The organism is Streptomyces sp. NPDC005962, assembly GCF_040629205.1.
GTDB lineage: Bacteria > Actinomycetota > Actinomycetes > Streptomycetales > Streptomycetaceae > Streptomyces.
Genome location: NZ_JBEXVE010000020.1, coordinates 75,220 through 98,793 on the forward strand (window position 1 = coordinate 75,220; position 23,574 = coordinate 98,793).

The 23,574-nt window shown below is 72.9% G+C and carries 19 protein-coding genes; 14 read left to right on the plus strand and 5 right to left on the minus strand.

The annotated features are described in order from the left end of the window. Positions 1 to 100 precede the first annotated feature (100 nt). The 3 genes from ABZ370_RS28715 to ABZ370_RS28725 all read left to right on the plus strand — a co-directional run bounded on the left by ABZ370_RS28715 (position 101) and on the right by ABZ370_RS28725 (position 4,877). Positions 101 to 1,453, plus strand: a complete 1,353-nt coding sequence (locus ABZ370_RS28715) for a tetratricopeptide repeat protein (RefSeq protein ID WP_358626287.1) — start codon at positions 101 to 103, stop codon at positions 1,451 to 1,453. Positions 1,454 to 1,704: 251 nt separating this feature from the next. Then, positions 1,705 to 3,207 (plus strand): nickel transporter, encoded by a 1,503-nt coding sequence (locus tag ABZ370_RS28720; protein ID WP_358626433.1) that lies wholly within the window; start codon positions 1,705 to 1,707, stop codon positions 3,205 to 3,207. Between the two features lie 44 nt (positions 3,208 to 3,251). Then, positions 3,252 to 4,877, plus strand: coding sequence for a serine/threonine-protein kinase (locus ABZ370_RS28725; protein ID WP_358626289.1), 1,626 nt, complete (start codon positions 3,252 to 3,254; stop codon positions 4,875 to 4,877). Here ABZ370_RS28725 and ABZ370_RS28730 read toward each other — a convergent pair. After that, positions 4,847 to 5,653: an SGNH/GDSL hydrolase family protein gene (locus ABZ370_RS28730; protein ID WP_358626290.1), complete on the minus strand. Its 807-nt coding sequence runs from the start codon at positions 5,651 to 5,653 to the stop codon at positions 4,847 to 4,849. The two genes, ABZ370_RS28725 and ABZ370_RS28730, sit on opposite strands and share 31 nt — an antisense overlap. A gap of 462 nt (positions 5,654 to 6,115) precedes the next feature. Between ABZ370_RS28730 and ABZ370_RS28735 the strand changes: the two genes are divergently transcribed. The 6 genes from ABZ370_RS28735 to ABZ370_RS28760 all read left to right on the plus strand — a co-directional run bounded on the left by ABZ370_RS28735 (position 6,116) and on the right by ABZ370_RS28760 (position 14,475). Then, a complete protein-coding gene (locus ABZ370_RS28735; protein ID WP_358626292.1) occupies positions 6,116 to 6,481 on the plus strand; it encodes a hypothetical protein in 366 nt (121 codons plus the stop codon). A gap of 3 nt (positions 6,482 to 6,484) precedes the next feature. After that, positions 6,485 to 7,597: a GNAT family N-acetyltransferase gene (locus ABZ370_RS28740; protein WP_358626294.1), complete on the plus strand. Its 1,113-nt coding sequence runs from the start codon at positions 6,485 to 6,487 to the stop codon at positions 7,595 to 7,597. A gap of 415 nt (positions 7,598 to 8,012) precedes the next feature. After that, entirely contained in the window at positions 8,013 to 8,825 is an 813-nt protein-coding gene (locus tag ABZ370_RS28745) for a glycosyltransferase family 2 protein (protein WP_358626296.1), read from the plus strand. Next, entirely contained in the window at positions 8,822 to 9,901 is a 1,080-nt protein-coding gene (locus tag ABZ370_RS28750; protein WP_358626298.1) for a glycosyltransferase family 2 protein, read from the plus strand. Before ABZ370_RS28745 ends, ABZ370_RS28750 begins: the two co-directional genes overlap by 4 nt. A 130-nt stretch (positions 9,902 to 10,031) precedes the next feature. Beyond that, the gene (locus ABZ370_RS28755) at positions 10,032 to 10,793 is read left to right on the plus strand and encodes a polysaccharide deacetylase family protein (RefSeq protein WP_358626435.1); all 762 of its coding nucleotides are present in this window, start codon (positions 10,032 to 10,034) and stop codon (positions 10,791 to 10,793) included. A gap of 115 nt (positions 10,794 to 10,908) precedes the next feature. Further along, positions 10,909 to 14,475, plus strand: a complete 3,567-nt coding sequence (locus ABZ370_RS28760) for a polysaccharide biosynthesis C-terminal domain-containing protein (RefSeq protein WP_358626437.1) — start codon at positions 10,909 to 10,911, stop codon at positions 14,473 to 14,475. 55 nt (positions 14,476 to 14,530) lie between these two features. Here the strand turns inward: ABZ370_RS28760 and ABZ370_RS28765 are convergent, their stop codons facing one another. Beyond that, positions 14,531 to 15,856 carry a xylan 1,4-beta-xylosidase gene (locus ABZ370_RS28765; protein ID WP_358626300.1) on the minus strand — a complete coding sequence of 442 codons (1,326 nt, stop codon included), beginning with the start codon at positions 15,854 to 15,856 and terminating at the stop codon, positions 14,531 to 14,533. A gap of 324 nt (positions 15,857 to 16,180) precedes the next feature. On the opposite strand from ABZ370_RS28765, the gene ABZ370_RS28770 reads away from it, so the two are divergent. Continuing rightward, positions 16,181 to 17,278 carry a DUF5925 domain-containing protein gene (locus ABZ370_RS28770; protein WP_358626439.1) on the plus strand — a complete coding sequence of 366 codons (1,098 nt, stop codon included), beginning with the start codon at positions 16,181 to 16,183 and terminating at the stop codon, positions 17,276 to 17,278. Between the two features lie 28 nt (positions 17,279 to 17,306). Here the strand turns inward: ABZ370_RS28770 and ddaH are convergent, their stop codons facing one another. The 3 genes from ddaH to ABZ370_RS28785 form a co-directional block, all read right to left on the minus strand. Further along, on the minus strand, positions 17,307 to 18,083 hold the full coding sequence (ddaH, locus tag ABZ370_RS28775) for a dimethylargininase (RefSeq protein WP_358626302.1): 777 nt from the start codon (positions 18,081 to 18,083) through the stop codon (positions 17,307 to 17,309). Continuing rightward, positions 18,080 to 18,463 (minus strand): GntR family transcriptional regulator, encoded by a 384-nt coding sequence (locus tag ABZ370_RS28780; RefSeq protein WP_358626304.1) that lies wholly within the window; start codon positions 18,461 to 18,463, stop codon positions 18,080 to 18,082. The genes ddaH and ABZ370_RS28780 overlap by 4 nt, the downstream gene beginning before the upstream one ends. A gap of 104 nt (positions 18,464 to 18,567) precedes the next feature. Then, positions 18,568 to 19,707 (minus strand): methyltransferase domain-containing protein, encoded by a 1,140-nt coding sequence (locus ABZ370_RS28785; RefSeq protein ID WP_358626305.1) that lies wholly within the window; start codon positions 19,705 to 19,707, stop codon positions 18,568 to 18,570. 85 nt (positions 19,708 to 19,792) lie between these two features. Between ABZ370_RS28785 and ABZ370_RS28790 the strand changes: the two genes are divergently transcribed. The 4 genes from ABZ370_RS28790 (at position 19,793) to ABZ370_RS28805 (ending at position 23,565) form a co-directional block, all read left to right on the plus strand. Continuing rightward, positions 19,793 to 19,960, plus strand: coding sequence for a hypothetical protein (locus ABZ370_RS28790; protein WP_358626307.1), 168 nt, complete (start codon positions 19,793 to 19,795; stop codon positions 19,958 to 19,960). 99 nt (positions 19,961 to 20,059) lie between these two features. Continuing rightward, the gene (locus ABZ370_RS28795; RefSeq protein WP_358626309.1) at positions 20,060 to 20,395 is read left to right on the plus strand and encodes a helix-turn-helix transcriptional regulator; all 336 of its coding nucleotides are present in this window, start codon (positions 20,060 to 20,062) and stop codon (positions 20,393 to 20,395) included. A 118-nt stretch (positions 20,396 to 20,513) separates the two neighbouring features. Continuing rightward, on the plus strand, positions 20,514 to 21,809 hold the full coding sequence (locus ABZ370_RS28800) for an MFS transporter (protein ID WP_358626441.1): 1,296 nt from the start codon (positions 20,514 to 20,516) through the stop codon (positions 21,807 to 21,809). Further along, a complete protein-coding gene (locus ABZ370_RS28805; protein ID WP_358626311.1) occupies positions 21,784 to 23,565 on the plus strand; it encodes a beta-galactosidase in 1,782 nt (593 codons plus the stop codon). Before ABZ370_RS28800 ends, ABZ370_RS28805 begins: the two co-directional genes overlap by 26 nt. The last annotated feature ends 9 nt before the right edge of the window (positions 23,566 to 23,574 follow it).

A 23,574-nucleotide genomic window follows, 5' to 3' on the forward strand; every position in this document is an offset into this window, starting at 1 on the left:
TCCCACACCCCCGTGAGCCGCGCGGGACCGCGCCCCTCCCCCTCCTCTCCTCCGCCCCGGAACCGTCCCGGCACCGTCCCGGCGAAAGGCAGCTGTCACCATGGCTCTCCGGCCACCTCTCCCCCGCACGGTCCGCACGGCGGCCGTCGTCTGCACCCTCGCGGTGGGCCTGACCGCCGGCTCGTCCGTACTCGGCGGGACGCCCGCCGACCGGCCCGCCGAACCGGTGTCGCTGCGCTCCGCCGGGGCTCCGGCATCGCTCCAGCAGGTCTCGGCCGACGGCCTCGCGGGGCGGATCAGCGCCCTGCAGAAGCACTTGCGCGCCCAGCCGAAGGACGCCTCGGGCTGGTCCGGCCTGGGTGCTGCCTACATCGAGCAGGCCCGCAGCACCGGCGACCCCACCCGCTATCCGCAGGCGGAGAAGACCTTCGCCCGCGCGCTCGCCGTCCAGCCGCGCGACAACGACGAGGCACTCGCCGGGCGCGCCTCCCTCGCCGCCGCCCGGCACGACTTCACGAGCGCGCTGCGGGACGCCGACAAGGCGCTGAAGATCAACTCCTACAGCCAGTCGGCGATGGCCGTCCGCATCGACGCCCTGGTGGAGCTGGGCCGCTACAAGGACGCGACCGCCGCCGCCGATCACGCCGACTCGGTGCGGCCCGGCATCCCCGTCTTCACCCGGCTCGCCTACGTCATGGAGCTGCGCGGCGATCCGAAGGGGGCACACCGGGTCCTGGAAACCGCCCGGGAGTCCGCGACCTCACCCAGCGACATCGCCTACGTCTCCACCTCGCTCGGCCAGCTCGCCTTCGGCCAGGGCGAGTACGCCACCGCGCGCCGCGCCCTGGGCGCCGCCCTGCGCGCCGTGCCCGGCTATCTCCCGGCCCTGGAGTACCGGGGCCGCACAGCGGTCGCGGAGGGGCGTACCGGGGCCGGTATCCGCGACCTGGAAGCGGTCGTACGGCGCTCTCCGCTGCCCGCGCAGCTGGCGGCGCTGGGCGAGGCGTACGAGGCGCGCGGCGACGCCAAGAAGGCGAAGCAGCAGTACGCGGTCGTCGACACCTGGATCACCCTGGCCCGCGCGAACGGCGTGGCCACCGACCTCGACAGCGCCCTCGTCGCGGCCGACCACGGCGACGTCAAGGAGGCCCTGAAGGCGGCCCGCGCCGAATGGGACCGACGGCAGACCGTCCACACCGCCGACGCCCTGGCCTGGGCCCTGCACCGCAACGGCAAGGACCGCGAGGCCCTCACCGCCGCCAAGCGAGCCGCCGAACCGGGCTACCGCAACGCGGCGTTCCTCTACCACCGAGGCGTGATCGAGAAGTCCCTGGGCGACAAGCAGTCCGCCCGCGACCACCTCAAGGCCGCCCTCGACCTCAACCCGGGCTTCTCCCCGACGGGCGCCCGCGACGCGAAGACAACCCTGAACCACCTGGGCGGCACCCGATGACACCCCCCACCGGGCCCCAGCCCCCGACGACCCCTGAGGCCACGCCTGCCAAGGCCGCACCAGCAGCGGCAGAGCCCGAGCCAGAGCACCCCACGAAGCCCAGTGCGCAGCATCCGGCAGGGTCCGGGGCGGAGCCCCGGGGTCGGGTAGGGGCGGGGTGGGGGAAGGCGTCCGGGCATCCCCGTGACGTGGCCGCTCGGCGGCGGCTGCGGCGGCGGGTCGTCGCTGCCGGGGTGCTCCTGGGGGCCGCGATGGCGGTCCTGGTGCCCGCCGGGAGCGCCGAGGCGCATCCCCTCGGCAACTTCACCGTCAACCGCTACGACGGACTGGTCATCACGCAGGACGCCGTCCGCGTCGACCACGTCGAGGACCTGGCCGAGATCCCGTCCGCGCAGGCGAAGGCGGAGATCGACCGGAACGTCGACGACGCGCTCTCCCGGAGCGAGCTGGCCGCCTGGGCCAAGACCCGCTGCGCGACCGCCGCGGACAAGGCGCGGCTGACCGTGGACGGCCGCGAGACCGACGTCCGCGTCCAGCACAGCGCGGCCCGCGACCGGCCCGGCCAGGCCGGGCTGCCGACCGTACGCGTGACCTGCCGGCTGACGGCCGAACTGGCGCACGCGCGGAAGGCGACCATCACCTACCGCCCCCACGACGTCGGCGCGGGCCCCGGCTGGCGCGAACTGACGGCCCGGGGCGACCGGATGACGCTCGCCGACTCGACCGTCCCGGCCCGCTCGGCCTCCCACCGGCTGGTCAGCTATCCCAAGGGCCAGCTCTCCTCGCCGCTCGACCAGCGCACGGCCACCCTCCGGGTCGAGCCGGGCGGCCCCGCGCTCGCCGCGACCACCCCGGCGTCCGACCGGGACGACGCGGTGGGTTCGTCGGTGCTGCCGCGCGGCGCGGACCGCTGGACGCAGGCGCTCACCTCCATGGTGGCGCGGCACGACATCACCTTCGGCTTCGCGCTCACCGCCTTCGGTATCGCGGTCCTGCTGGGCGCGATGCACGCGCTCGCCCCGGGCCACGGGAAGACGATGATGGCGGCGGCCGCCGCGGCGGGCGGGCGCGGTGCGCTGCGCGATGTGCTGACGCTCGGCGCCTCGGTGACGGTCACCCACACCCTGGGGGTGTTCGCCCTGGGGCTGCTGGTCACGGCGGGTTCGGCGGCCGCGCCCTCGGTGATCTCCTGGCTGGGCATCGCGAGTGGGGCGCTGGTCGCGCTGACGGGCGCGGGGCTGCTGCGCAAGGCGGTCCGCAGACACCGTCATGTGAAGGCCCATCAGCACCAGCATCAGCACCACGAGCACGATCACGAGCACGGACACAGTCACGACCACGGGCACTCGCACACCCACTCCCACGACCACGGAGACGGCCACACCCACACCCATGAGCTCCGCCCCACCCTGCGCGGCACCCTCCTGATGGGCTTCGCGGGCGGCATGGTCCCCAGCCCCTCCGCCGTCGTCGTGCTGGTCGGCGCCGCCGCGCTCGGTCAGGCCTGGTTCGGGGTCGTGCTGGTGGTGGCGTACGGGATCGGGCTGGCGCTGACCCTCACCGCGGCCGGGTTCGCGGCGGTACGCGTGGGCCAGGAGGCCGCCGAACGGCTCATGGCCCGCCGGGAGCGCGCGGGCCGGGGTCACAAGCTGTTGGGAGTGCTGCACCGCGCGTCGCCGTTCGGGACGGCCGCCGTCGTCCTCGTGCTCGGCTGCGGATTGGTACTCAGGGGGGCGGCAACAACGCTCGGTTGAGGTACATTCAGCCCGAATTGCTCGGTTGGGGGGAGGGCTCGGCCATGAGCGAAGAGGGTGTCGGCCGACGGGGTGAGCGGCTGGCCGGGGGGCGTTACCGCCTCCTCGGCGAGCTGGGCCGCGGCGGCATGGGCGTGGTGTGGCGGGCGTACGACGAGGCGCTGGGCCGCGAGGTCGCCATCAAGGAGGTACGGGCTCCGGCCGGGCTCGGCGACCGCGCCGTCGACCGGCTGTACGCGCGGCTGGAGCGGGAGGGCCGGGCGGCGGCCCGGGTCTCGCACCGCAACGTGGTCACGGTGTACGACGTGGCGGTGGAGGGCGGCCGCCCGTGGATCGTCATGGAGCTGGTGCGCGGGCTGTCCTTCGCGGACGTACTGGAGGCGCAGGGGTCGGTGCCGCCCGCGCGCGCCGCGTTCCTCGGCGCCGAGGTGCTGGCGGCGCTGCGGGCCGCGCACGCGGTGGGCGTGCTGCACCGGGACGTCAAACCCGGCAACGTACTGATCGCGAACGACGGCCGGGTGGTGCTCTCCGACTTCGGGATCGCCATGGTGGAGGGTGACGCGGCGCTGACGCTGACCGGGGAACTGGTCGGCTCGCCGGAGTTCCTCGCCCCGGAGCGGGCGCTCGGCCGGTCCCCGGGCCCGGAGGCGGATCTGTGGTCGCTGGGCGTGATGCTGTACGCGGCGGTGGAGGGCTTCTCGCCATTCCGGCAGGACACGCCGCTGTCGACGCTGCGGGCCGTGGTGGACGCGGCGTTACCGCCGCCCCGCTGGGCCGGGCCGCTGAGGTCCGTACTGGAGGGACTGCTGCACAAGAATCCGCGGCAGCGGACGACGGCGGCGCAGGCGGAGCGGCTGCTGCGGCTGGTGGCCGCGGGCGGCACGCCCGCCGACGTACCGCCACGGCCGAACGCGACGCCGACGCCAGCCACCCGGCCCCTGGCACCGTCGGCGGCGACACCGCCGGGCGGTCATCCGGCCGCCCTCTCCCCCGCTCCCGCTCCCGGCCCGGCGGACGATCAGCCTCCGCCGGAGTACCCCCGGCGGGCCGTGGCGGCGGTCGCGGCCGGGACACTGCTGGGCGTGCTGGCGCTGACCGGACTCACCTGGGCGCTGCTGAACGAGAGCGATCAGGGCGACACCAGCGGTGGCAGCGGCGGCATGACGACCGCCACCGGCACCCACCGTACGGACACCACCAAGAGCGGCGACGACGCCTCCCGCCCCGCGACCACCGCCACGCCCGGCCTCACCATCACCGTCGTCATCAAGACCGAGCGCGCCGACTACCGGGGCGCGTGCCCGCCCCCGACCGGCGAGGCGCCGTCCTTCTCCGCGACGCTCTCCGTGAACCGGGCGCCCGCGCGGGTCGAGTACCGCTGGATCACCGGCAGCGGCCGGGTGGTGGACGGGGGCTGGAAGCGGGTGGACTTCAGGCATGGCACCACGTCCCGCACGGTGCGCCACATCGAGCCGTCCTACGAGGCGGGCGGCGCGCACAAGGACTGGATCGCCGTGGAGACCAGGGGCGGCGCGAAGGGCGTCACGTCCCCGCGCGTCGGCTTCGCCACGACGTGCGAGGAGGCCCCGGCGAACGGGGCCTCCTCCGATGCGCCGGACGCGTCAGGGCAGGGCGCGGATCAAGCGGCCGAGGTGAACACCGGGAGGTAGCCACCGGACTGACCGGCGGCGGTCGGGTGGTAGGACTCCTCGATGGGGAGGGTGACGCTGTTCAGCCAGGCACTGCCGGAGCAGATCTCGTGTCCGGTGAAGGTCGTGGTGACGTCGCCGAAGGAGAAGCCGTGGTCGGCGGCGCGCTTGGCGGTGACGGAGTTGAGGAGGTCCGCGGCGTTGTTGATGGCGGCGCGCGAGGCCTCGCTGATGCCCAGGAGGCAGGAGCCCTTCAGCTTGTAGAAGCGCGGGTAGCCGAGGACGACGACATGGGCGGACGGGGCCTTGGCGCCGATGGCGTCGTACACCTGGTCGAGCTTGCCGGGCAGGGTGCCCTCGGCGTACGTACGGGCGTTGGCCACGGCGGTGAGGCAGGCGCTCTCGCCCTGCAGCGCACAGGTGGTCATCACGCCGGCGAAACCGGCGTCGTTGCCGCCGATGCTGATGCTGACGAGTCCGGTGGAGGAGTTGAGGGGTCCGAGCTGACCGCTGAGCACATCACCGGTCTTGGCGCCCGAACAGGCGGTGAAGGCGAAGCTGGAGGGGGAGTGGGCGGCGGCCCAGAGCGCGGGGTACGCCTTGGTGCTGCGTTTGCAGGCACCGCTGGCACTGTCGTAGCTGCCCGAGCCGACCCCGGAGGAGTAGGAGTCACCGAGCGCCACATAGGCGGGTCCGGCGCTCTGCCCGGCGGCGTGGGCGGCACCGGCCCCGGTGAGGGCGAGGACAGTGCCTACGACGAACGCACCTAAGGTCGCCGTGAGTCTGGACAGTTTCATTCGATCTCCCTAGCAGGATCACTGCTGTGCCGATGTGAGGTGCGATCACCCCGCAGCGGGGCAATCGCGTTCGAAACCGTCAATCACGCCACCGCGCATATATCGGCGGCATGACATGGCTATGTCATGCCGCCGAAAATCATGATCTATGCGCGGAAGTGTCCAAAATCTTTCGATCACTCAAAAGAGTGAATCCTGCACGCAACTCCCGGTGTGCGCCCGGCGCACACGGCGCACAAACCCCTTGGTGGGCGCTCAACCACGCGCTCCCGCATGACCTCTTCGCACACTTTTCCCGTCTTGACGGGCCTCGGCGCGCTGCGCGACATTGAAGCCCGGCATCCGGCGCGTCGGGGGGCAAAGTCGCCAATGCAGACCAACACAGACAGGGCTGGCAGGGCTGACAGAGCCGGCACGGCTCACATCGCTGACCAGAGATCGGCGCATGCCGAGCTGCTGCCGGTGGCCGCGGGGGCGGCCGTCGGCATCGCGGTCACCGGCGCCGCGCTCACACTGGCGGACTTCGACTCGCCGCTGCGCGCGCCGTTCACCCTGTTCTTCCTCGTGGCGGCGCCCGCCGCGGCGCTGGGCAGCGCCCTGCGGGGGCTCGACGCGGCGGCCCGCGCGGTGCTGGGGGTGGCGGGCGCGCTCGCCCTCGATCTGCTGGTGGCACAGGCCATGCTCGCGCTGCACATCTGGTCGGTGCGCGGCGGAGTGGCCGCGGTGGGCCTGCTGAGCCTGCTGGTGCTGATCCCGCCCCTCCTCGTACAGGCCCGACGCCCCGACCGGAGGCGCACCGCGCCCCAGAAGAACAGCGGGGGCGGCTGACAGGTGGAGATCCGTGTGTACCGGCCGGGCGAGCTGTCCGCCGCGGACCGGGCCGCCTGGACGGCCATCCAGGCCCAGGCGCATCTGCTGGGCGCGCCACAGCTGGCGAACCCCTTCCTGTCACCCGAGTTCACGCTCGCGCTCGGCCGCTGCCGACGCGGGGTGCGCATCGCCGTGGTGCGTGAGGACGGCGAGCCGGTGAGCTTCCTCCCGTTCCAGCGGACCCGGTTCGGAGTGGGCCGGGCGATCGGCCTGGGCCTGTCGGACGCACAGGGGCTGGTCCACCGGCCGGGGTTCCAGTGGGACGCGCGGGAGCTGCTGCGGGCGTGCGGGCTGGCGGTGTGGGAGTACGACCATCTGGTCGAGGGGCAGAAGCCGTTCGAGGTGGCGGCGCGGGGGACGTACGACTCCCCCGTGATCGACGTGGACCAGGGGTACGAGGCGTATCTCGCCCATCTGCGCGCCCGCTCGCCGAAGTTCACGCGCTCGACGCTGGCCAAGGAGCGCAAGCTCGGCCGGGATGTCGGCGAGGTGTCCTACGTCCATGACGAGCGCGATCCGGCCGTGCTGCGCACCCTGATGGGGTGGAAGTCCGCGCAGTACCGCAGGACCGGGCGGAGCGACCGCTTCGCCCAACCGTGGATCACCCGGCTGGTGCGGCAGCTGTTCCACACCCGGGGGGACTCCTTCGCGGGCGTCCTGTCGGTGCTGTACGCGGACGGACGGCCGGTCGCCGCGCACTTCGGGCTGCGTTCGGAACGGGTCATGGCCTGCTGGTTTCCGGCGTACGACACGGACTTCGCCAAATTCTCGCCCGGTCTGGTGCTGCACTTGCGGATGGCGGAGGGAGCCGCCGCCCAAGGGATGGACTATCTGGATCTCGGGCGCGGCGAGAAGGAATACAAAGACTCCCTCAAGACACGCGATCTCAGCGTGTCGGAGGGATGGGTGACGCGCCGCCACCCGGTGGCGCTGGGGCATCGGGCACGGCGTGCTCCGGTGCGGGCGCTGCGGAACGCGGTGCTTTCCCGGCCGGAGCTGTTCGGTCCGGCCGACCGGCTGCTGAAACGCATGGGGAGTGTGCGAGCGGCCGGGAACAAAGGGGAGGAGAAATGACGGACAACGTTTTCGAAAGAGGTGTCGCCGCCGCCCTCTTGTCCTAGAGTCAAGAGGCTCAAGAGGTTCATCAGCAGCAATACCGTCGTTACTCAACCCGCATCGGACCATCATTCAACGCGGCTCAAGGGGAGGGCTCGAGCGCCGCGATGGATTCCGGGCGGGGCGCGGTAGGGGGGTGCCGCGTCCGGTTGTTCCTGCCTGCTGTGAGGGGCGAGGGGTGCCGGGACGCGGGCCGCGAGGCCAGTAACAGCCAGCTTGTCCGTCCTGGACGGTGTGCACGGTGCGCCTGATGTGCTTGGTGCACACGTGAGTCCATGCCGTCATGGGCGGACGAGAACCCCCCTTTCGAACCGGATACACCAAAGGACCGCCGTGGGGACGGTGGTCCACCGGACGAGAGGGAAACATCGTCATGAGTTCTTTTGTGCGACCGGCCACGTCCGACATCGCACCAGCCGCCGGATCATCTCGATACCGGCCCATCACCTCGCATCTCGCGATCGCGCCGCCGGTGAGCGTCGTGATTCCGGCGATGAACGAGGCCGAGAATCTTCCGTATGTCTTCAAGACCCTGCCCGACTGGATTCACGAAGTCGTCCTGGTGGACGGCAATTCCACGGATGACACGGTCCGGGTGGCCCGCGAACTGTGGCCGGATGTGAAAGTGGTGCCGCAGCGCGGCAAGGGCAAGGGAAACGCGCTCATCACCGGATTCGCCGCCTGCACCGGCGAGATCGTGGTGATGGTGGACGCGGACGGCTCCGCCGACGGGTCCGAGATCGTCAGCTATGTGTCCGCGCTGGTGTCGGGCGCCGACTTCGCGAAGGGGTCGCGCTTCGCCAACGGGGGCGGCACGGACGACATGACGCCGATCCGCAAGCTCGGCAACTTCGCGCTCACCACGATCGTCAACCGCAAGTTCGGCGCCCGCTACACCGATCTGTGCTACGGCTACAACGCCTTCTGGCGCCGCTGCCTGGACGACATCGCGCTGGACTGCGCCGGGTTCGAGGTGGAGACGCTGATGAACATCCGGGTGGTCAAGGCCGGGCTGCGGGTCCAGGAGATCCCCAGCCATGAGTACGAGCGCATCCACGGCGCCAGCAATCTGCGGGCCGTCCGCGACGGGCTGCGGGTGCTCAGGGTGATCCTGCGCGAGCGCGGCGTCCGGCGGCCCCGCCGCCCGGCCGTGGCACCCGCGGCGGTACGAGGGGAGGTGTCTTGACCCTCGACCGGCCGCAGCCGCGGATCTCGGTGGTGATCTGCGTCTACACCGAGGACCGCTGGGACGACATCCTCGCCGCGGTGGCCTCGGTGGGCGACCAGTCGTGGCCCGCCGAGGAGACGCTGCTCGTGGTGGACCACAACCCGGCGCTGCTGCGGCGGCTCCGGGACCACTACGAGGGCGCCGGGGGCAGTGAGGGGGTGCGGGTGCTCGCCAACGCGGGCCCCCGCGGCCTGTCCGCGGGCCGTAACACCGGCATCGCCGCGTCCACCGGCGAGGTGATCGCGTTCCTCGACGACGACGCGGTCGCCGAGCGGGACTGGCTGCGCCACTTCGCCGCCGGGTTCGCCGATCCGCGGGTACTGGCAGTCGGCGGGCGCACCGAACCGGCGTGGGCGTCCCGGCGCCGCCCGGCCTGGTTCCCGGAGGAGTTCGACTGGGTCGTGGGGTGTACGTACCGGGGGCTGCCGCCCGGCCGGGTCCGGGTGCGCAACGTACTCGGCGGCAACGCCTCGTTCCGCAGGGCGGCGTTCGACGCGGTCGGCGGGTTCGCGAGCGGCATCGGGCGGGACGGCGACAAGCGGCCGCTGGGCTGCGAGGAGACCGAGCTGTGCATCCGGCTGACGCAACGCCGGCCGGACGCGGTGCTGCTGATCGACGACCGCGCGGTGATCCACCACAAGGTGCCCGCGGCCCGGGAGCGGTTCGCCTACTTCCGCGGCCGGGCGTATGCCGAGGGGCTGTCGAAGGCCCTGGTCGCCCGCAGTGTGGGGGCCCGGGCCGGGCTGGCGACCGAGCGCCGCTACACCACCCGAGTGCTGCCCGCGGGCGTCGCCCGGGGGCTGCGGGACGCCCTGCTCGGCCGGGCGGGCGGGGCCGGTCGCGCGGGCGCGATCGTGGCCGGGGTGGCGGCCGCGGCGGGCGGCTATCTGGTCGGCACCGCCCGGGCCCGCCGGGCGGGCGGTGCCCGCTTCACGATCGCGGCGGTGCCGGGGGCTTCGGCGTCCGGCACTTCGGGGCCCGGCGCCCGTACCGACGACGGGCCCGCCCCATCGAGACACGAGGGGGCGGCATGACGGTGGGACGGCGACCCGCCGGGAGGCGATGGGTCGCAGCCGTCGGCGCGATCGCGGGCCGCGGGGATGTGGGCCGGGGCGGAGCCGGCAGGGGAGGCTCCCCGTGACGACAAGACCGGTGCCGATACTGATGTACCACGCCGTGGCCCACGCACCGGCCCGGGCGACGCACGGGCTGTCCGTCTCACCGGGGGCGTTCGCCGAGCAGATGGAGCTGCTCGGCGGGTCCGGCTTCACCCCGGTGACCTGCGCGCGGCTCGCCGAGGCCTGGCGCGGGGGCCCGGCGCTGCCCCCGGACCCCGTGCTGATCACCTTCGACGACGGCTACGAGGGCGTGCACCGGCACGCCCTCCCCGTCCTCGACGGGCACGGCTTCGCGGCCACCCTGTTCGCCTCGACGGGGTGGCTGCGCGGCCGGTACGAGACCGACGGCGCGCTCGACCTGATGCTCGACTGGGGGCAGGTGCGCGAACTCGCCGCGGCCGGGATGGAGATCGGCGGGCACAGCCACACCCATCCGCAGCTCGACCAGCTCACGGACGAGCGGCTCCGGTTCGAGGTGGTGCGCTGCCGGGACATCATCGCGGCCGAGCTGGGCCGTCCGCCGGTGTCGTTCGCCTACCCCTACGGCTACTCCGACCGCCGGGTGCGGCGGGTGGTGCGGGAGGCCGGGTTCGGGGTGTCGGTCGCCGTGGGCAACGCGCTGGCGGCGCGCTGCCAGGGGCCGTACGCGCTGCGCCGGGTGACGGTCGCCCGCAGCACCGGCATCGAGGAGTTCGAGCGGCTGGTCCACGGCCGGGCCGTCGGCCGCGCGTTCGCCGGGGACCGGGCCCTCACCAAGTGCTATGCCGTCGTCCGCAGATCACGTCAGCTTCTAGGGAAGGTGCGCTGAGCCCGTGTCCGACACGACCACCCGGGCCGAGGCCGAGGAGCGTCCGGCCGCCGAGCAGCCGCCGCCGACCGGGTCCGGCGGCGGCAGCCAGCTGTTCCGCAACGCGTACGCGCTGATGCTCAACACGGGCATCTCGGCCGTCCTCGGCCTCGGCTTCTGGCTGGCCGCGGCCCGTTACTACGCGGAGGACGCGGTCGGCCAGGGCTCGGCGGCCATCGCCGCGATGAAGCTCCTCGCGGGGCTCACCGCGGTGACGCTGACCGGCGCCCTGGCCCGGTTCATCCCGGTCGCCGGGCGTACGACGGGGCGGCTGGTGGGTTTCACCTACGCGGCGAGTTCGGTGGTCGTGGCGTGCGCCGCCGTGGTCTTCCTGCTCACGCTGAACCTGTGGGGCCCCTCGTACCGCTTTCTGCACGGCCCGGTGCACGGCGTCGGGTTCGTCGTGGCGGTCGTCGGCTGGTCGCTGCTGACCCTTCAGGACGGAGTGCTCACCGGGCTGCGCAGCGCGTTCTGGGTGCCGGTGGGCAACACGGTGTTCCTGGCGGCGAAGCTGCTGCTGCTCGTCGCGTTCGCCGCCACGATCCCCACCGCCGGGGTGTTCGTCTCCTGGGTGGTCTCCATCGGGCTGTCCGTACTGCCGCTGGGCTGGCTGGTGTTCCGGCGGCTGGTGCCGCGGCACGCGAAGGCGACGGACGACCGGGCGCGGCCCGCGTCGTACCGGGAGATGGGCCGCTTCCTCGCCGGTGACTACACCGGGTCGCTGTTCTCGCTGGCCGTGGTGTACGCGGTGCCGGTCATCGTCGCGTCGCAGGTCAGCGCGGCCGACAACGCGTACTTCTACATCACCACCACCATCGGCGGCACGGTCAACCTGCTCGCCATCAACATGGGCGCGTCGCTGACCGTCGAGGGCGCGCACGACCCGGCGCGGCTCGCCGAGAACTGCCGGGCGGCGCTGCGCCGGATGGCGCGCATCATGGTGCCGGTCTGCCTGACGCTGTTCGTCTTCGCCCCGCAGATCCTGGGCGTGTTCGGGGCGGGCTACGCGGACGCGGCCGCGCCGCTGCTGCGCTGGTTCGCGGTGGGCGCGGCGCTGCGGGTGGTCATCGAGGTGTACTTCGCGGTGCTGCGGGCGCAGAGCCGTACCTCGGGGCTGGCGTATCTCCAGGGGCTGTTGTGTGTGCTGGTGCTGGGGCTGACGTTGCTGCTGCTGCCGCGGATGGGGCTGGTGGGGGCGGGGGTCGCGGAGATCTCCAGCCTGGCGGTGATCGCCTCGATCGCGTCGGTGAAGCTGTACCGGGTGGTCAGGGCGCAGCCCGCGGCCCCGGCGCCCGCTCCGGCCCGGATTCCGCCTCCGCCCGGCCCGACGCCGGTGCTGGAGCGCGCCACCGCGCCCGACGGTGACCTGGCGGATCTGGCGGTGGACGGCGACCGTCGCGCCAAGCGTTCCCGTGGCGCGGACGACCCGCGCTACGGCACCCGCTGGGCGCTGCGCGCGGCGCTGGACGCGGACACCCTGGCGCTGGGCGTCCGCATGGACTTCGACCACCCCGAACGCCGCCCCGACGCGCGGTACGGGCCTCAGCCCGTACCGCCCGCCCCTTCCATGTCGCCCGTACCCTCCGTATCGCCCGTACCGTCGGCCCCATCCGTACCGCCCTCTCCAGCACCGCGCGCTAAGGGCAAGGCGCGGCCGCGGACCATGGTGGCCGTCCTGTGGGCGGTGCTGGCCGCCGGTCTCGGCCTCTACTGGCTGCCGCTGCTCGGCCTGGACGACGCCGACCTGGACCGGATGGGCGGGCTCGGGCTCGTCTCGGTGCTGCCCGGGCCGACGCTGGTGGGGGCCGCGCTGCTCGTCGCCGCGTTCGCCGGTGCGCTGGGGCTCGGCCGACAGCGCCGTGCGCTCCTGGCCGTCACCCTGCTGGCCACCGTCGTCTCGCTGCACGCCGTGCCCGCCGTGCTGGAGACCTACCCGCGGTTCCCGACCGCCTGGCAGCACCTGGGGTTCCTGGACTACATCGGCCGGACCGGCGACGCCGTGCCCGACCTCGACGCGCGCTGGAGCTGGCCGGGCTTCTTCGCCGGGGCCGCGTTCCTCGCCGAGGCCTGCGGCGTACGGGACTTCTCCGCGCTGCTGCGCTGGTGGCCGACCGTCATCCAGCTGCTCTACCTCGCCCCTTTGATGGTGCTGCTGCGCGCGCTGCGGGCGAGCTGGCGGGCCAAGTGGACGGCGGTGTGGCTGTTCGGCTTGAGCGGCTGGGTCGGCCAGGACTACTTCTCGCCGCAGGGGTTCACGTACCTCTTCTATCTGGTGTTCGTCGCCGTGCTGCTGGTGTGGTTCCGCGAACCTCGGGTGCTGGGGGCCAAGCACAGGCCCGGTGAGGCGGAGGTCGCGGAGGCGACGCGCGGGCAGCGCGCGGCGCTGCTCGGGCTGCTGATCGCGCTGTTCGCGGCGTCGGTGGCGGCGCATCAGCTGACCCCGTTCGTGATGCTCGGGGTGGTGACCGCGCTGGTCCTGGTGCGGCGCTCCGATCTGTACGGGCTGCCGCTGCTGTGCGGGGTGATGGTGGCCGTCTGGGTGGGGTTCCTGGCGGAGCCGTACTGGTCGGGCCACTGGAACGAGCTGTTCGGCGGGGTCGGCGGGGTCGGCGGCAATGTGTCCTCGTCCGTCTCCGGCCGGATCGAGGGCGGCAGCAGTGTGCACAAGCTGGTGCTGTACGTGCGGGTGGCGCTGGCGGGCGGGGTGCTGGCGTGCGCCTGCTGGGGGGTGCTGCGGCGGCGCGCGGCGGGCTTCACCGAGCGGGCGTTGCTGGTGCTGACCTTCGTACCGTTCCTGGGCTTCGCCATGCAGAGTTACGGCGGCGAGATGGCGCTGCGCGTCTTCATGTTCGCGCTGCCGGGCGCCTGTGTGCTCGGGGCGCTGGCGATCTTCCCCCGGGTGCGGGCGGACCGCCGGGGCCTGGCGCCGCTCGCGGCCCTGGTGGCGGGTCTGACGCTGATGTCCGGCTTCCTGGTCGCCCGCTGGGGCAACGAGGCGTTCGAGCGGGTGCGGCCGGGCGAGGTCGCGGCCATGGAGTATCTGTACGCGCACGACAAGCCGACCGTGCGGGTGCTGTGGATGAGCGACGACCCCGTCAACAGCGTCACCCCCGCGATGCCGTGGGGGGCGCGGGACATGGAGCGGGTCGCGTACGAGCCGACGCTCGCGCCGCGCGATCCGGTGCTGGTGGGCGGGCTGGTGGCGGCGCTGCATGACGCCGGGCCGCGCTCGTATCTGATGGTGGGCCGCGGCCAGTCCGTCTCGCTCCAGCTGGACTCCGGTTACGGGGTGCGCTGGCAGGAGCGGCTGCTGCGCTCCCTGGACCAGCGCCCCGAACTGCGCCGGGTGCTGTCCAACGACGACGCGTCGCTGTACGAGCTGACGTCGCCGCCACGCGGGGCGGTGCCGGAGCCGAAGCCGGGCCCGGCCGGGCCGCAGATCACCTGGACGCCGTGGTCGGTGACGGGCGCGCTGGCGGCGGTGGTGCTGATGGTACTGCTCGCGGCGCGCGAGGTGGTGCGGGTGGCGGTGCGGCCGAGCGTGCGGCGGCTGCGCCTGTTGCAGGGCTCGTACTGGTTCGCGCTGCCGCTGTTGCTGGTGGTGCTGGCGTCGCTGGTGCAGCGGTTCCTGACGATGGCGTGAGGAGACGTACGACGTGGCCTTGACCCTGCCCCTGCCGCTGCCCTTACCGCTGCCCTTACCGCTTGAGCCAGCGCACCTCGTACGCGTCCATGGCGAACGACCGCCCGTCGACCTTCGCCTTGATCGACCGGCCCAGGGTGTTGACCACCAGGGCCGCGTCGTCGTCGGCGAGCACCTGCACATTGGGCCGGTCGTCGGCGGCGATGTCCACCGAGCGGAAGCGGGTGCCCGGCGGGAACTCGCGGCCGAAGCGGCTCAGCAGCTCCATCATGGGCAGCGCCGCGCCGCCGTCGTCCAGTTCGGTGGGGCGCCACAGACAGCCGGGGCATGCGGCGCCCGTCGTCTCCGGGTTCCAGTAGAAGGCGGTGGCGGCGCCGCCGCGGGCCAGCCGGGACAGGGCGGAGGCCTGGACGGCGACGCGGTGCGCCTCGCTCCACCGGCCGCCGTCGCCGTCCCTGCTGGTGTCGGCGGCAGGCTCGACGTACCACTCGGCCCACCACACCGGCAGCTTCGTGAGCCCGTCGAGCCAGCGGGTGACGTCCTCGAACTTCTGGGTGGCGCCGAACGCGTCCGGGATCAGCCGGTCGTCCGCGCGGGTGTAGCTGGAGCCGTCGACCACGACGAAGTCGGCGCCCGCCTTGTGCTCGTTCCAGTACGTGATCGCGTCGACGGAGCGCCGGTCGAGCGTGCCCCAGGGGCCGCGCACCGTGTCGTCCCCGTCCGCCGCGCCGGGCGGGTCGCTGTCGGCGACCACATACGGGCCGCCGACCAGGTTCTTCGGGTTCCGCTTCTTCAGCTCTTCGTAGACGAGGTTGTAGAGCTTGGTGTAGCCCTCGTAGTCCCAGCGGTTCTTGCCGTCGTCGTAGAAGCCCTTGAACTCGTTCCAGACGATGAAGTGGCGCACCTCCGGGTAGCGGTCGGCGACCTTCCCGGCGAGCTTCGCGAAGTCCTTGTAGTGGTCGGGGGTCGGCGCGGTCTCCAGGGCCTTCTGCGACCAGTCGGTGCTCCCCGCGTCGCCGCCCTTCATCCAATCGGGCGCACAGCACAGCGTGAGCACGGGCTCGGTGCCGGTCTTGCGCATCAGGGCGACGCGCCGGTCCAGGTCGGCGAAGTCGTAGCGGCCGGGGGACGGCTCGGGGTTGCCCGCGCCCCATCCCATGATGTGCTGGTTCTGCGGCATCGGACGGCCGGACAGCAGCGACTCCGCGGCCTTCCTGGCGCTGTCGGTGCCGCGGTCGGCGCTGTACTGGGTGTGGGTGAAGCCCCAGCCGAGACCGGCCGACGCCGCGCGCTCCCGGGCCGAGGCCGACGCCCCCGGCCGCCCCGTGCTGTCACCCGGCCAGCCCGTGCACGTGGTCAGCAGCAGGGCCAGGGCGCCCATGCCGACGGCGAGCAGTGTGGTGATCCGCCACCGCCGCGCCGACGCCCGGCGCCCGGCCGCTTCCGATAATCCTGCTCGCGATAATCCCGCCCGCGGTGATCCTGCTCGCGCTGCCGTCCGAAACCCCACCCGCGCCCCGCCCCGTTCCCGTCCTTGACGCCCTACAAAGGGTAAGAGTATCCCTGAACGCCCCCATTCCGGTGGGCTTCTTCGGAACAGCTCGGTAAACGGCCGTAAACCCCGGTGCGCCGACGCCTCTCGTGCTGGATCATGGGGCGGGGTGCGCCGACCGCCGCACCGGACCGCTTTCTCAGGAGGCAGACCCTGCCCGCTACACCCGCCGAACAGTCCCTTCCGATCCGGCTGAACGTCGATGACAGCGATTCGCCGTCGGATGTCGTCGACGCGCTCTTTCTCGGCCGGTTCGCGACCGGAGAGCAGCCCTATGCCCGCAGCCACTCCGTCGACCGGGTGAAGTCGGGCGCCACGCTGCTGCCGCCCGCCGCGACCGTGCTGCGCGCGGCCCGCGACGACGACCGCAGCGCCACGCTCGCCGAGGGCGACGGCTGGACCCTGCTGGTGTCCCGGTGGAACCGGGGCGCGGACGTGACCGTGACCGCGGTCGAGGACGACCTTGCCGAAACGGTGCTGCGGCAGGCGGTCGACGGCGCGGAGGACGATCCGGACCCCCAGCCGGAGAACGTGGCGATGGGCTTCTGGTACGTCTCGCCGCGCCGCGGCCCGCACCGCACCACGCGCCAGATCACGGCCGGGACATGGGAGGAGATCCGCGACAACTACACCGGGCCGGTCGCCGAGGCCATGGACGGGCTGATGAAGGTCACCCCGGACGACATCGCGGGCCGCCTTCTGCTGCTGCACGGCCCGCCGGGCACCGGCAAGACCTCCGCGCTGCGCACCCTCGCCCGCTCCTGGCGCGACTGGTGCCAGGTGGACTGCGTCCTGGACCCGGAGCGGCTGTTCACCGACGTCGGCTATCTGATGGACATCGCCATCGGCGAGGACGACGGCTCGGCCAAGGGCCGCTGGCGGCTGCTGCTCCTGGAGGACTGCGACGAGCTGATCCGCGGCGAGGCCAAGCACACCGCGGGCCAGGCGCTGTCCCGGCTGCTCAACCTGACGGACGGTCTGCTGGGCCAGGGGCGCAACGTCCTGGTCGGGGTGACCACCAACGAGGACCTGGAGCGGCTGCACCCCGCGGTGGTCCGCCCCGGCCGCTGTCTGGCCCGCATCGAGGTCGGCAAGCTGAACCGCACGGAGGCGGTCAACTGGCTCGGCGCGGAGGAGGGCATCGGCCGGGACGGCGCGACGCTCGCGGAGCTGTTCGCCCTCCGCCGCGGCACCCGCCCCGCCTCGGTCCCCTTCCAGCCGGGCGAGACGGACGCGGGGCTGTACCTCTGACGCCTCCGAAACGACCGTACGTGAACCGCTAGCCGTACAGCTCCCGCAGCCGCACCGACAGACAGGTCACACAGCCCTCCATCTTCTCGAACTCGCCGATGTCGACCGGCACCGGCTCATACCCGAGGTCGGCGAAGAGCGCCGCGCTGCGCGGCGCGCTCGCCGCCATCAGCAGCCTGCCGCCGCCCAGCAGCACCACATGCGCCCCGGACTCCTCCGGCACCGGCAGGAAGCGCGGGAAGGCGGCCGGGTCGTCGACCAGCGGCGGATACCCGATCACGGTCCCGTCCGGCAGCGCCGTGACCGCCGACTTCAGGTGCAGCACCTTGCTGACCGGCACGGCCACCACCCGCGCCCCCAACGGCTCGAAGGCGGCGCGCACCTGGCGCACGCCCTCGCCGTTCGTCCGGCCGCCGCGCCCCACGTACACCGTGTCGCCGATCTTCAGTACATCGCCACCCTCCAGCGTCCCCGGCTCGCGCACCCGGTTGACCGAGCAGCCGAGCGCCGTCACGGCCGCCTCGGCGGCCGCGGTCTCGGGGCGGCGGGACTCGGCGCCGGGGCGCGCGATCAGCGCGACGTTCCGGTGGACGACCATCGTGTCCTCGACGAAGACCCCGTCCGGGCAGTCATCGACCGGGTCCGCCTCCACCGTCTCCCAGCCGTGGGTGCGCAGGGCGGCGACGTAGGCCTCCCACTGCCGCAGCGCGAGCGCGGCGTCCACCGGCGTGCGGTCGATGTGGGTGACGAGCCCGTCGGCGAGCCGCGGGCTCGGCCGCCGGACCAGAGCTATACGGCTGGTCACACGGCCTCCTCGTCATACGTGGCCCGCAGCGCGTCCTCGACGGCGGCGAGCGCCGCCGCGCGGTCCAGGCCGAGCCGCCGAGCGCGCTGGGCGTACGTCTGCGCCGCCTCGGCGGCCCGGCGCCCGGCCGCGTCACCGGCCGCCGCGACGAACGTGCCGTGGCGGCCACGGGTCTCGATCACCCCGTCCGACTCCAGCGCGCGGTACGCCTTGGCGACGGTGTTCGCCGCCAGCCCCAGCTCCTCGGCGAAGCCGCGTACGGTGGGCAGCTTGTAGCCCACCGGGAGCGCGCCGGAGCGCGCCTGCTCGGCGATCTGCGCGCGGATCTGCTCGAAGGGGGCGGTCGCCGCGTCGGCGTCGACGGTGATCTGCAAGGCCACGTGGGGCTCCTGGGGTGGGCGCAGGTTTGTCGCACCCATTGTGTGCCGCTTCGGGCGCCTCTGGAAATCCGGCGCCGGGACCTGTGTCCCGGGGAGAGCGGACGTCATCGCGCGGGCCCCGACGCCGCCAGCGTCACCAGCCGGTCCGGGCCGCCGGGGGCGAACGCGATGGTGTCCCCCGGCTCGTGCCAGTGCAGGGCGAACCGCTCCCCGGCCCGGTACGCCTCCACGCCCGCCCTGCAGTACGCCACCATGTCCTCCGGCAGGGCGTCCAGCGCGAACCACCCGATCTCCGAGCACTTGTCCGGCTCGCGGTTGACCGGCTCCGGCGCGCCCTCCGTCAGCTCCGCCTCGAAGAACCAGCCGGTACGGGCCGTGCCCGTGGGCGACTTGTGCTGCATGACGAGCGCCACCCGCACCTCGTCCGGGGTGAGCCGGATGCCGATCTCCTCCGCTGCCTCGCGGAGCACTGCGGTCCGTACGTCCTCGCCGTCCTCCACATGGCCGGACGGCGCGTGCAGCAGCCCGTCCGCGTACCCCGTGCCCGCGCGGCGCGCGAGCAGGATCTCGCCGCCGCGCCGCAGCAGCAGATGGACATCGACGATCTCGGCGTGCCGCCGGGGCGGGGCGAGGTCCGCGCGCAGCACATAGCGCTCGTCGCGCACCGGCCGCCCCCACAGCGCCGCGTCCGCCGCCAGCTGTTCGACATGCGTACGGGACGCCAGCGGCTCGACCATCCGCAGCAGGTCACCGGCGGCCAGCCCGGCCGGGTCCGACTCGCCCCACCGCCCCTCGATCAGCACCAGCGTTCCACCCGGCCGCAGCAGCCGCGCCCACCGCCGCAGCACCGCCTCCCGGCCGGGCAGCAGCCACAGCAGATGGCGCACCAGGACGACATCGAAGCCGCCCTCCCCCACCGGCGGCGCCGCCGCGTCCCCGACGAGCACGGTGGCGTCCGTCCCGGCGAGTTTGGCGCGGGCGCGCTCGGCCATCCGCGGCGACCGGTCGATGCCCGTCACCCGGTGGCCCTGCTCGGCCGCGAGGCGGGCCAGGCTGCCCGTGCCGCAGCCGAGGTCGAGCACATCGCAGGGCCGCGCGGGCAGCCAGTCCCGCAGCCGCCCGGCCCACGCCTCGCGTACGGCCGGATCGCGCAGCCCGTGGTCGGGCTCGTCGTCGAAGCCGTCCGCGGCGGCGTCCCAGTAGTCGGCGGTTCCGTTGCCGGCGGTCGAACCCTCAGCGCACATGTGGCGATGGTGTCACCCGCCACCGACAACGCCCCGGGCACGACTCCACTCGGTAATGTTGTCGGCGACATATATCGTGCACGACATGGACGCCCTGTACGCCATCGAGGTCGAGCCCGAGATCAGGACCTGGCTCGAACTGCTACCCGGCAAGCTCTACCGCAAGGTGGAGGCCTACGCCGAGTTACTGGCCGAGCTGGGGCCACACACCCCGGTGCCCTATGCCCGCCCGCCGCAAGACCAGGACCCATGAGGAAGCCCAGATCAGTAGGACGGTGCTGGCGAAGAAGGAGTGCGAAGCCGAGCATGGCCCAGCACATTCAGAGTTCATCCGCATGGAAGGAGACGAGTGATGGGGCACAGCCGCTGGAGGTTGGCGCGTGAACGCGAGCTGGCCGAGGGGCACCGGGAGACCGCCGAGGTCGAACAGGAGCGCCAAGAGCACCGGGTGTCCATGGCGCTGGCCAAGGTCGTCTACGACCGTCGCGTGGAACTCGGGCTTTCCCAGAGCGAGCTGGCCACCCGTACCGGACTGTCCCAGGCCAAGATTTCCCGGATCGAGGGGTCCGACACTGTTCCCACACTGCCTCTGCTCGCAAAGCTGGCCAAGGGGCTGAACGCCTCCCTGAACATCGCCATCGACGAGGACGACGCACAGGTGACGCTTACGGCTCACGAAGCGGCTTAAGGGTCACGACCCGCGAGAGGGACATCCAGGCCTGACGCGGATCTCCAGGGATGCTCAAGCACGTCTTGACGGCAGAAATGTTAGCGGTAACACTCGGCTGGTGGACACCGTCGACAATGTGGACAAGCACGTAGGCCAGAGTCCGGATCCCTCTCCACCCGACGCCGCGTCACCGCTGTTCAGCCGCGCCGCCGTGGTCGCGTCGTGCGTCGGCTTCATCCTCATCGGTGCGCTCCAGGCCCTCTACGGCCCGTCGATCCCCGCCTTCCGCGACACCTACGGACTGTCGCCCTCGGCCGCCGGGCTGGCCTTGAGCGCGCACTTCGTCGGCGGTGTCGCGGGCGTCCTCGGCTTCGACCGGCTCTTCGGCCGCATCGGCAACCGCACGATGCTCGGCTGCTCGTATCTGCTCATGGCGGGCGGCGCGGCCGGGTTCGCGCTCGCCCCCAACTGGCCGCTCGCCTTGGGGCTGGCACTGATCGCGGGGCTCGGCTTCGGCGGTATCGACTACGGGCTCAACCAGCTGTTCGCGGTCGGCTTCGGGCGGCGCGGCGCCGCCATGCTCAACATCCTCAACGCCCATTTCGGCATCGGCGCGATCCTCGGCCCGGCCCTCATCGGCCTGGTCGGGGCGGAGCACTACGCCGTGGTGTTCCTGGGTTTCGCCGTGCTCACGCTGCCGCTGACGCTGTGTCTGGCCGGGGTGCGGGACGAGGCCCCGGCGCACGGCGGCGGCGAGCCGGAGACAACCGGCACAGCCACCGGCACAGCCCGTAACCGCAGCCTCGCCACCGTCCTGGGCGCGTTCGTGCTGCTCTACGTCCTCCACGTCGGCGTCGAGGCCGGGGTCGGCGGCTGGGAGCCCACCCATCTGGAGACCGTCGGGTACGGCGCGACCGCCGCCGCCTCCGCGACCTCCGTGTACTGGCTGATGATGACCGTCGGCCGGTTCCTGGCCGCCCCGCTCGCGCTGCGCTGGTCCGCCCCGGCCATCATCGCGGTCAGCTGTGCGGGCATGACCGGCTGTCTGCTGCTCGCCACGATCCCGGCGCTGGCCCCGTACGCGTACGCGGGCGTCGGCCTGTTCATCGCGCCGGTCTTCCCGACCGGGCTGCCCTGGCTGGGCCGGGCGGCGCCGCGGGCCCGCCGGGCCGGGGCGCTGGTGATCGCCGCCTCGATGATCGGCGGGGTGGCCGCGGGGCCCGTGCTCGGCAAGGCGATCGAGCTGGCGGGCATCCGTGCCGTACCGCTCGTCCTGGGCGGTGTTTCGGCCGTCTGCCTGATCACCACCGTTTGGCTGATCCGCGCTACGTCCTCGTCCGTATCCCCTACGAACACCCTCCCCACCGCACCCGCTCCCGCCCGTGCGGTCGAAAGGACTTCGGCCCATGCCCGCCCTGACGCTCAGCGATGACGGCTTCCTGCTCCACGGCAAGCCCTTCCGGATTCTCTCCGGCGCCCTCCACTACTTCCGCACCCACCCCGACCAGTGGGCCGACCGGCTGCGCAAGGCCCGGCTGCTGGGGCTCAATACGGTCGAGACGTACGTCCCCTGGAACCTCCACCAGCCCACCCCGGACGGCCCGCTCGACCTCGACGGCCTGCTCGACCTCCCCCGCTTCCTGGAACTCGCCCGCGCCGAGGGGCTGTACGTCCTGCTGCGCCCCGGCCCGTACATCTGCGCCGAATGGGAGGGCGGCGGGCTGCCCTCCTGGCTGACCGCGGACCACCGGGTCCGGCAGCGCAGCAGCGATCCGCGGTTCACCGGCGCCGTGGACGCGTACCTCGATCTGCTGCTGCCGCCGCTCGCCCCCTACCTGGCGGAGTCCGGCGGTCCGGTCATCGCGGTCCAGGTGGAGAACGAGTACGGCGCCTACGGGGACGACACCGCCTACCTCGCCCATCTGGCCGACGCCCTGCGCAAGCGCGGCGTCGAGGAGCTGCTGTTCACCTGCGACCAGGCCGACACGGCGAAGCTGACCGCCGGAAGCCTGCCCGGGGTGCTCTCCACCGGCACCTTCGGCGGCCGCATCGGCGACTCGCTGGAGGCGCTGCGCGCCCACCAGGAGAGCGGGCCGCTGATGTGCGCGGAGTTCTGGATCGGCTGGTTCGACCACTGGGGCGAGCCGCACCATGTGCGGGCGGCGGACGACGCGGCCGCCGATCTGGACGCGCTGCTGTCGGTGGGGGCGTCGGTGAACATCTACATGTTCCACGGCGGCACCAACTTCGCCTTCACCAGCGGCGCGAACCACGATCACGCCTACGCGCCCGCCGTCACCTCCTACGACTACGACGCGGTGCTGACCGAGTGCGGCGACCCGGGCCCCAAGTACGCGGCGTTCCGCGAGGTCATCGCCCGCCACGCGGCCGTACCGGACGAACCGCTTCCGGAGCCGTCGCCCAAGCTGCCGCCCACCGAGGTCCAGCTGACCGCCTCGGCGAACGCCCTGGTCTGCGCCGAGTTCCTGTCTCCGGCGTTCCCGGCGTCCCCGGCGGAGCGCTTCACCGACCCGCCGACCATGGAGGCGCTCGGCCAGTCCAACGGCTTCGTCCTCTACGGCGCCGAACTGCCCGTCATCGGCGACCACGTGCTGCACTTCACGGGCGGGGTCGGCGACCGGGCGCAGGTGTTCGTGAACGGCGCCCCGGCCGGTGTCGTCGAGCGCGAGCGTCACGGGGACAGCATCCATGTGCGCAGCCCCGAATACGGCGCCCGGCTGGACGTCCTGGTCGAGAACATGGGCCGCGCCAACTACGGCGCCCGCATCGGCGACCCCAAGGGCATCACCGGCCCGGTCACCCTCGACGGTGAGCCGCTGGAGGGCTGGACCTGCCACCGTCTCCCCCTGGACCGGCTCCCCGAGCTCCCCTTCCGCACCACGGACACCCCCGTCGCGGGCCCGTCCTTCCACCGCGGCACGTTCACCGTGGAGACGCCCGCCGACGCGTATCTCGACCTGCCGGGCTGGACCAAGGGCCTGGCCTGGGTCAACGGCTTCAACCTGGGCCGCTACTGGTCGCGCGGCCCGCAGCGGCGACTGTACGTGCCGTGGCCGGTGCTGAAGGCGGGCGAGAACGAACTGACCCTGCTGGAACTACAGTCGGCGACGACCCGGGTGGCCCATCTCGTCGACGAACCGGACCTGGGCTGGACCGCGACGGACTGACCCGGGAGC

Coding starts and splice junctions, on each gene's coding strand:
- ABZ370_RS28715 (WP_358626287.1), top strand. CDS start 101: ATGGCTCTCCGGCCACCTCTCCCCCGCACGGTCCGCACGGCGGCCGTC.
- ABZ370_RS28720 (WP_358626433.1), top strand. CDS start 1,705: ATGGCGGTCCTGGTGCCCGCCGGGAGCGCCGAGGCGCATCCCCTCGGC.
- ABZ370_RS28725 (WP_358626289.1), top strand. CDS start 3,252: ATGAGCGAAGAGGGTGTCGGCCGACGGGGTGAGCGGCTGGCCGGGGGG.
- ABZ370_RS28730 (WP_358626290.1), bottom strand. CDS start 5,653: ATGAAACTGTCCAGACTCACGGCGACCTTAGGTGCGTTCGTCGTAGGC.
- ABZ370_RS28745 (WP_358626296.1), top strand. CDS start 8,013: ATGAGTTCTTTTGTGCGACCGGCCACGTCCGACATCGCACCAGCCGCC.
- ABZ370_RS28755 (WP_358626435.1), top strand. CDS start 10,032: ATGTACCACGCCGTGGCCCACGCACCGGCCCGGGCGACGCACGGGCTG.
- ABZ370_RS28760 (WP_358626437.1), top strand. CDS start 10,909: ATGCTCAACACGGGCATCTCGGCCGTCCTCGGCCTCGGCTTCTGGCTG.
- ABZ370_RS28765 (WP_358626300.1), bottom strand. CDS start 15,856: ATGGGCGCCCTGGCCCTGCTGCTGACCACGTGCACGGGCTGGCCGGGT.
- ABZ370_RS28785 (WP_358626305.1), bottom strand. CDS start 19,707: ATGTGCGCTGAGGGTTCGACCGCCGGCAACGGAACCGCCGACTACTGG.
- ABZ370_RS28790 (WP_358626307.1), top strand. CDS start 19,793: ATGGACGCCCTGTACGCCATCGAGGTCGAGCCCGAGATCAGGACCTGG.
- ABZ370_RS28795 (WP_358626309.1), top strand. CDS start 20,060: ATGGGGCACAGCCGCTGGAGGTTGGCGCGTGAACGCGAGCTGGCCGAG.
- ABZ370_RS28805 (WP_358626311.1), top strand. CDS start 21,784: ATGCCCGCCCTGACGCTCAGCGATGACGGCTTCCTGCTCCACGGCAAG.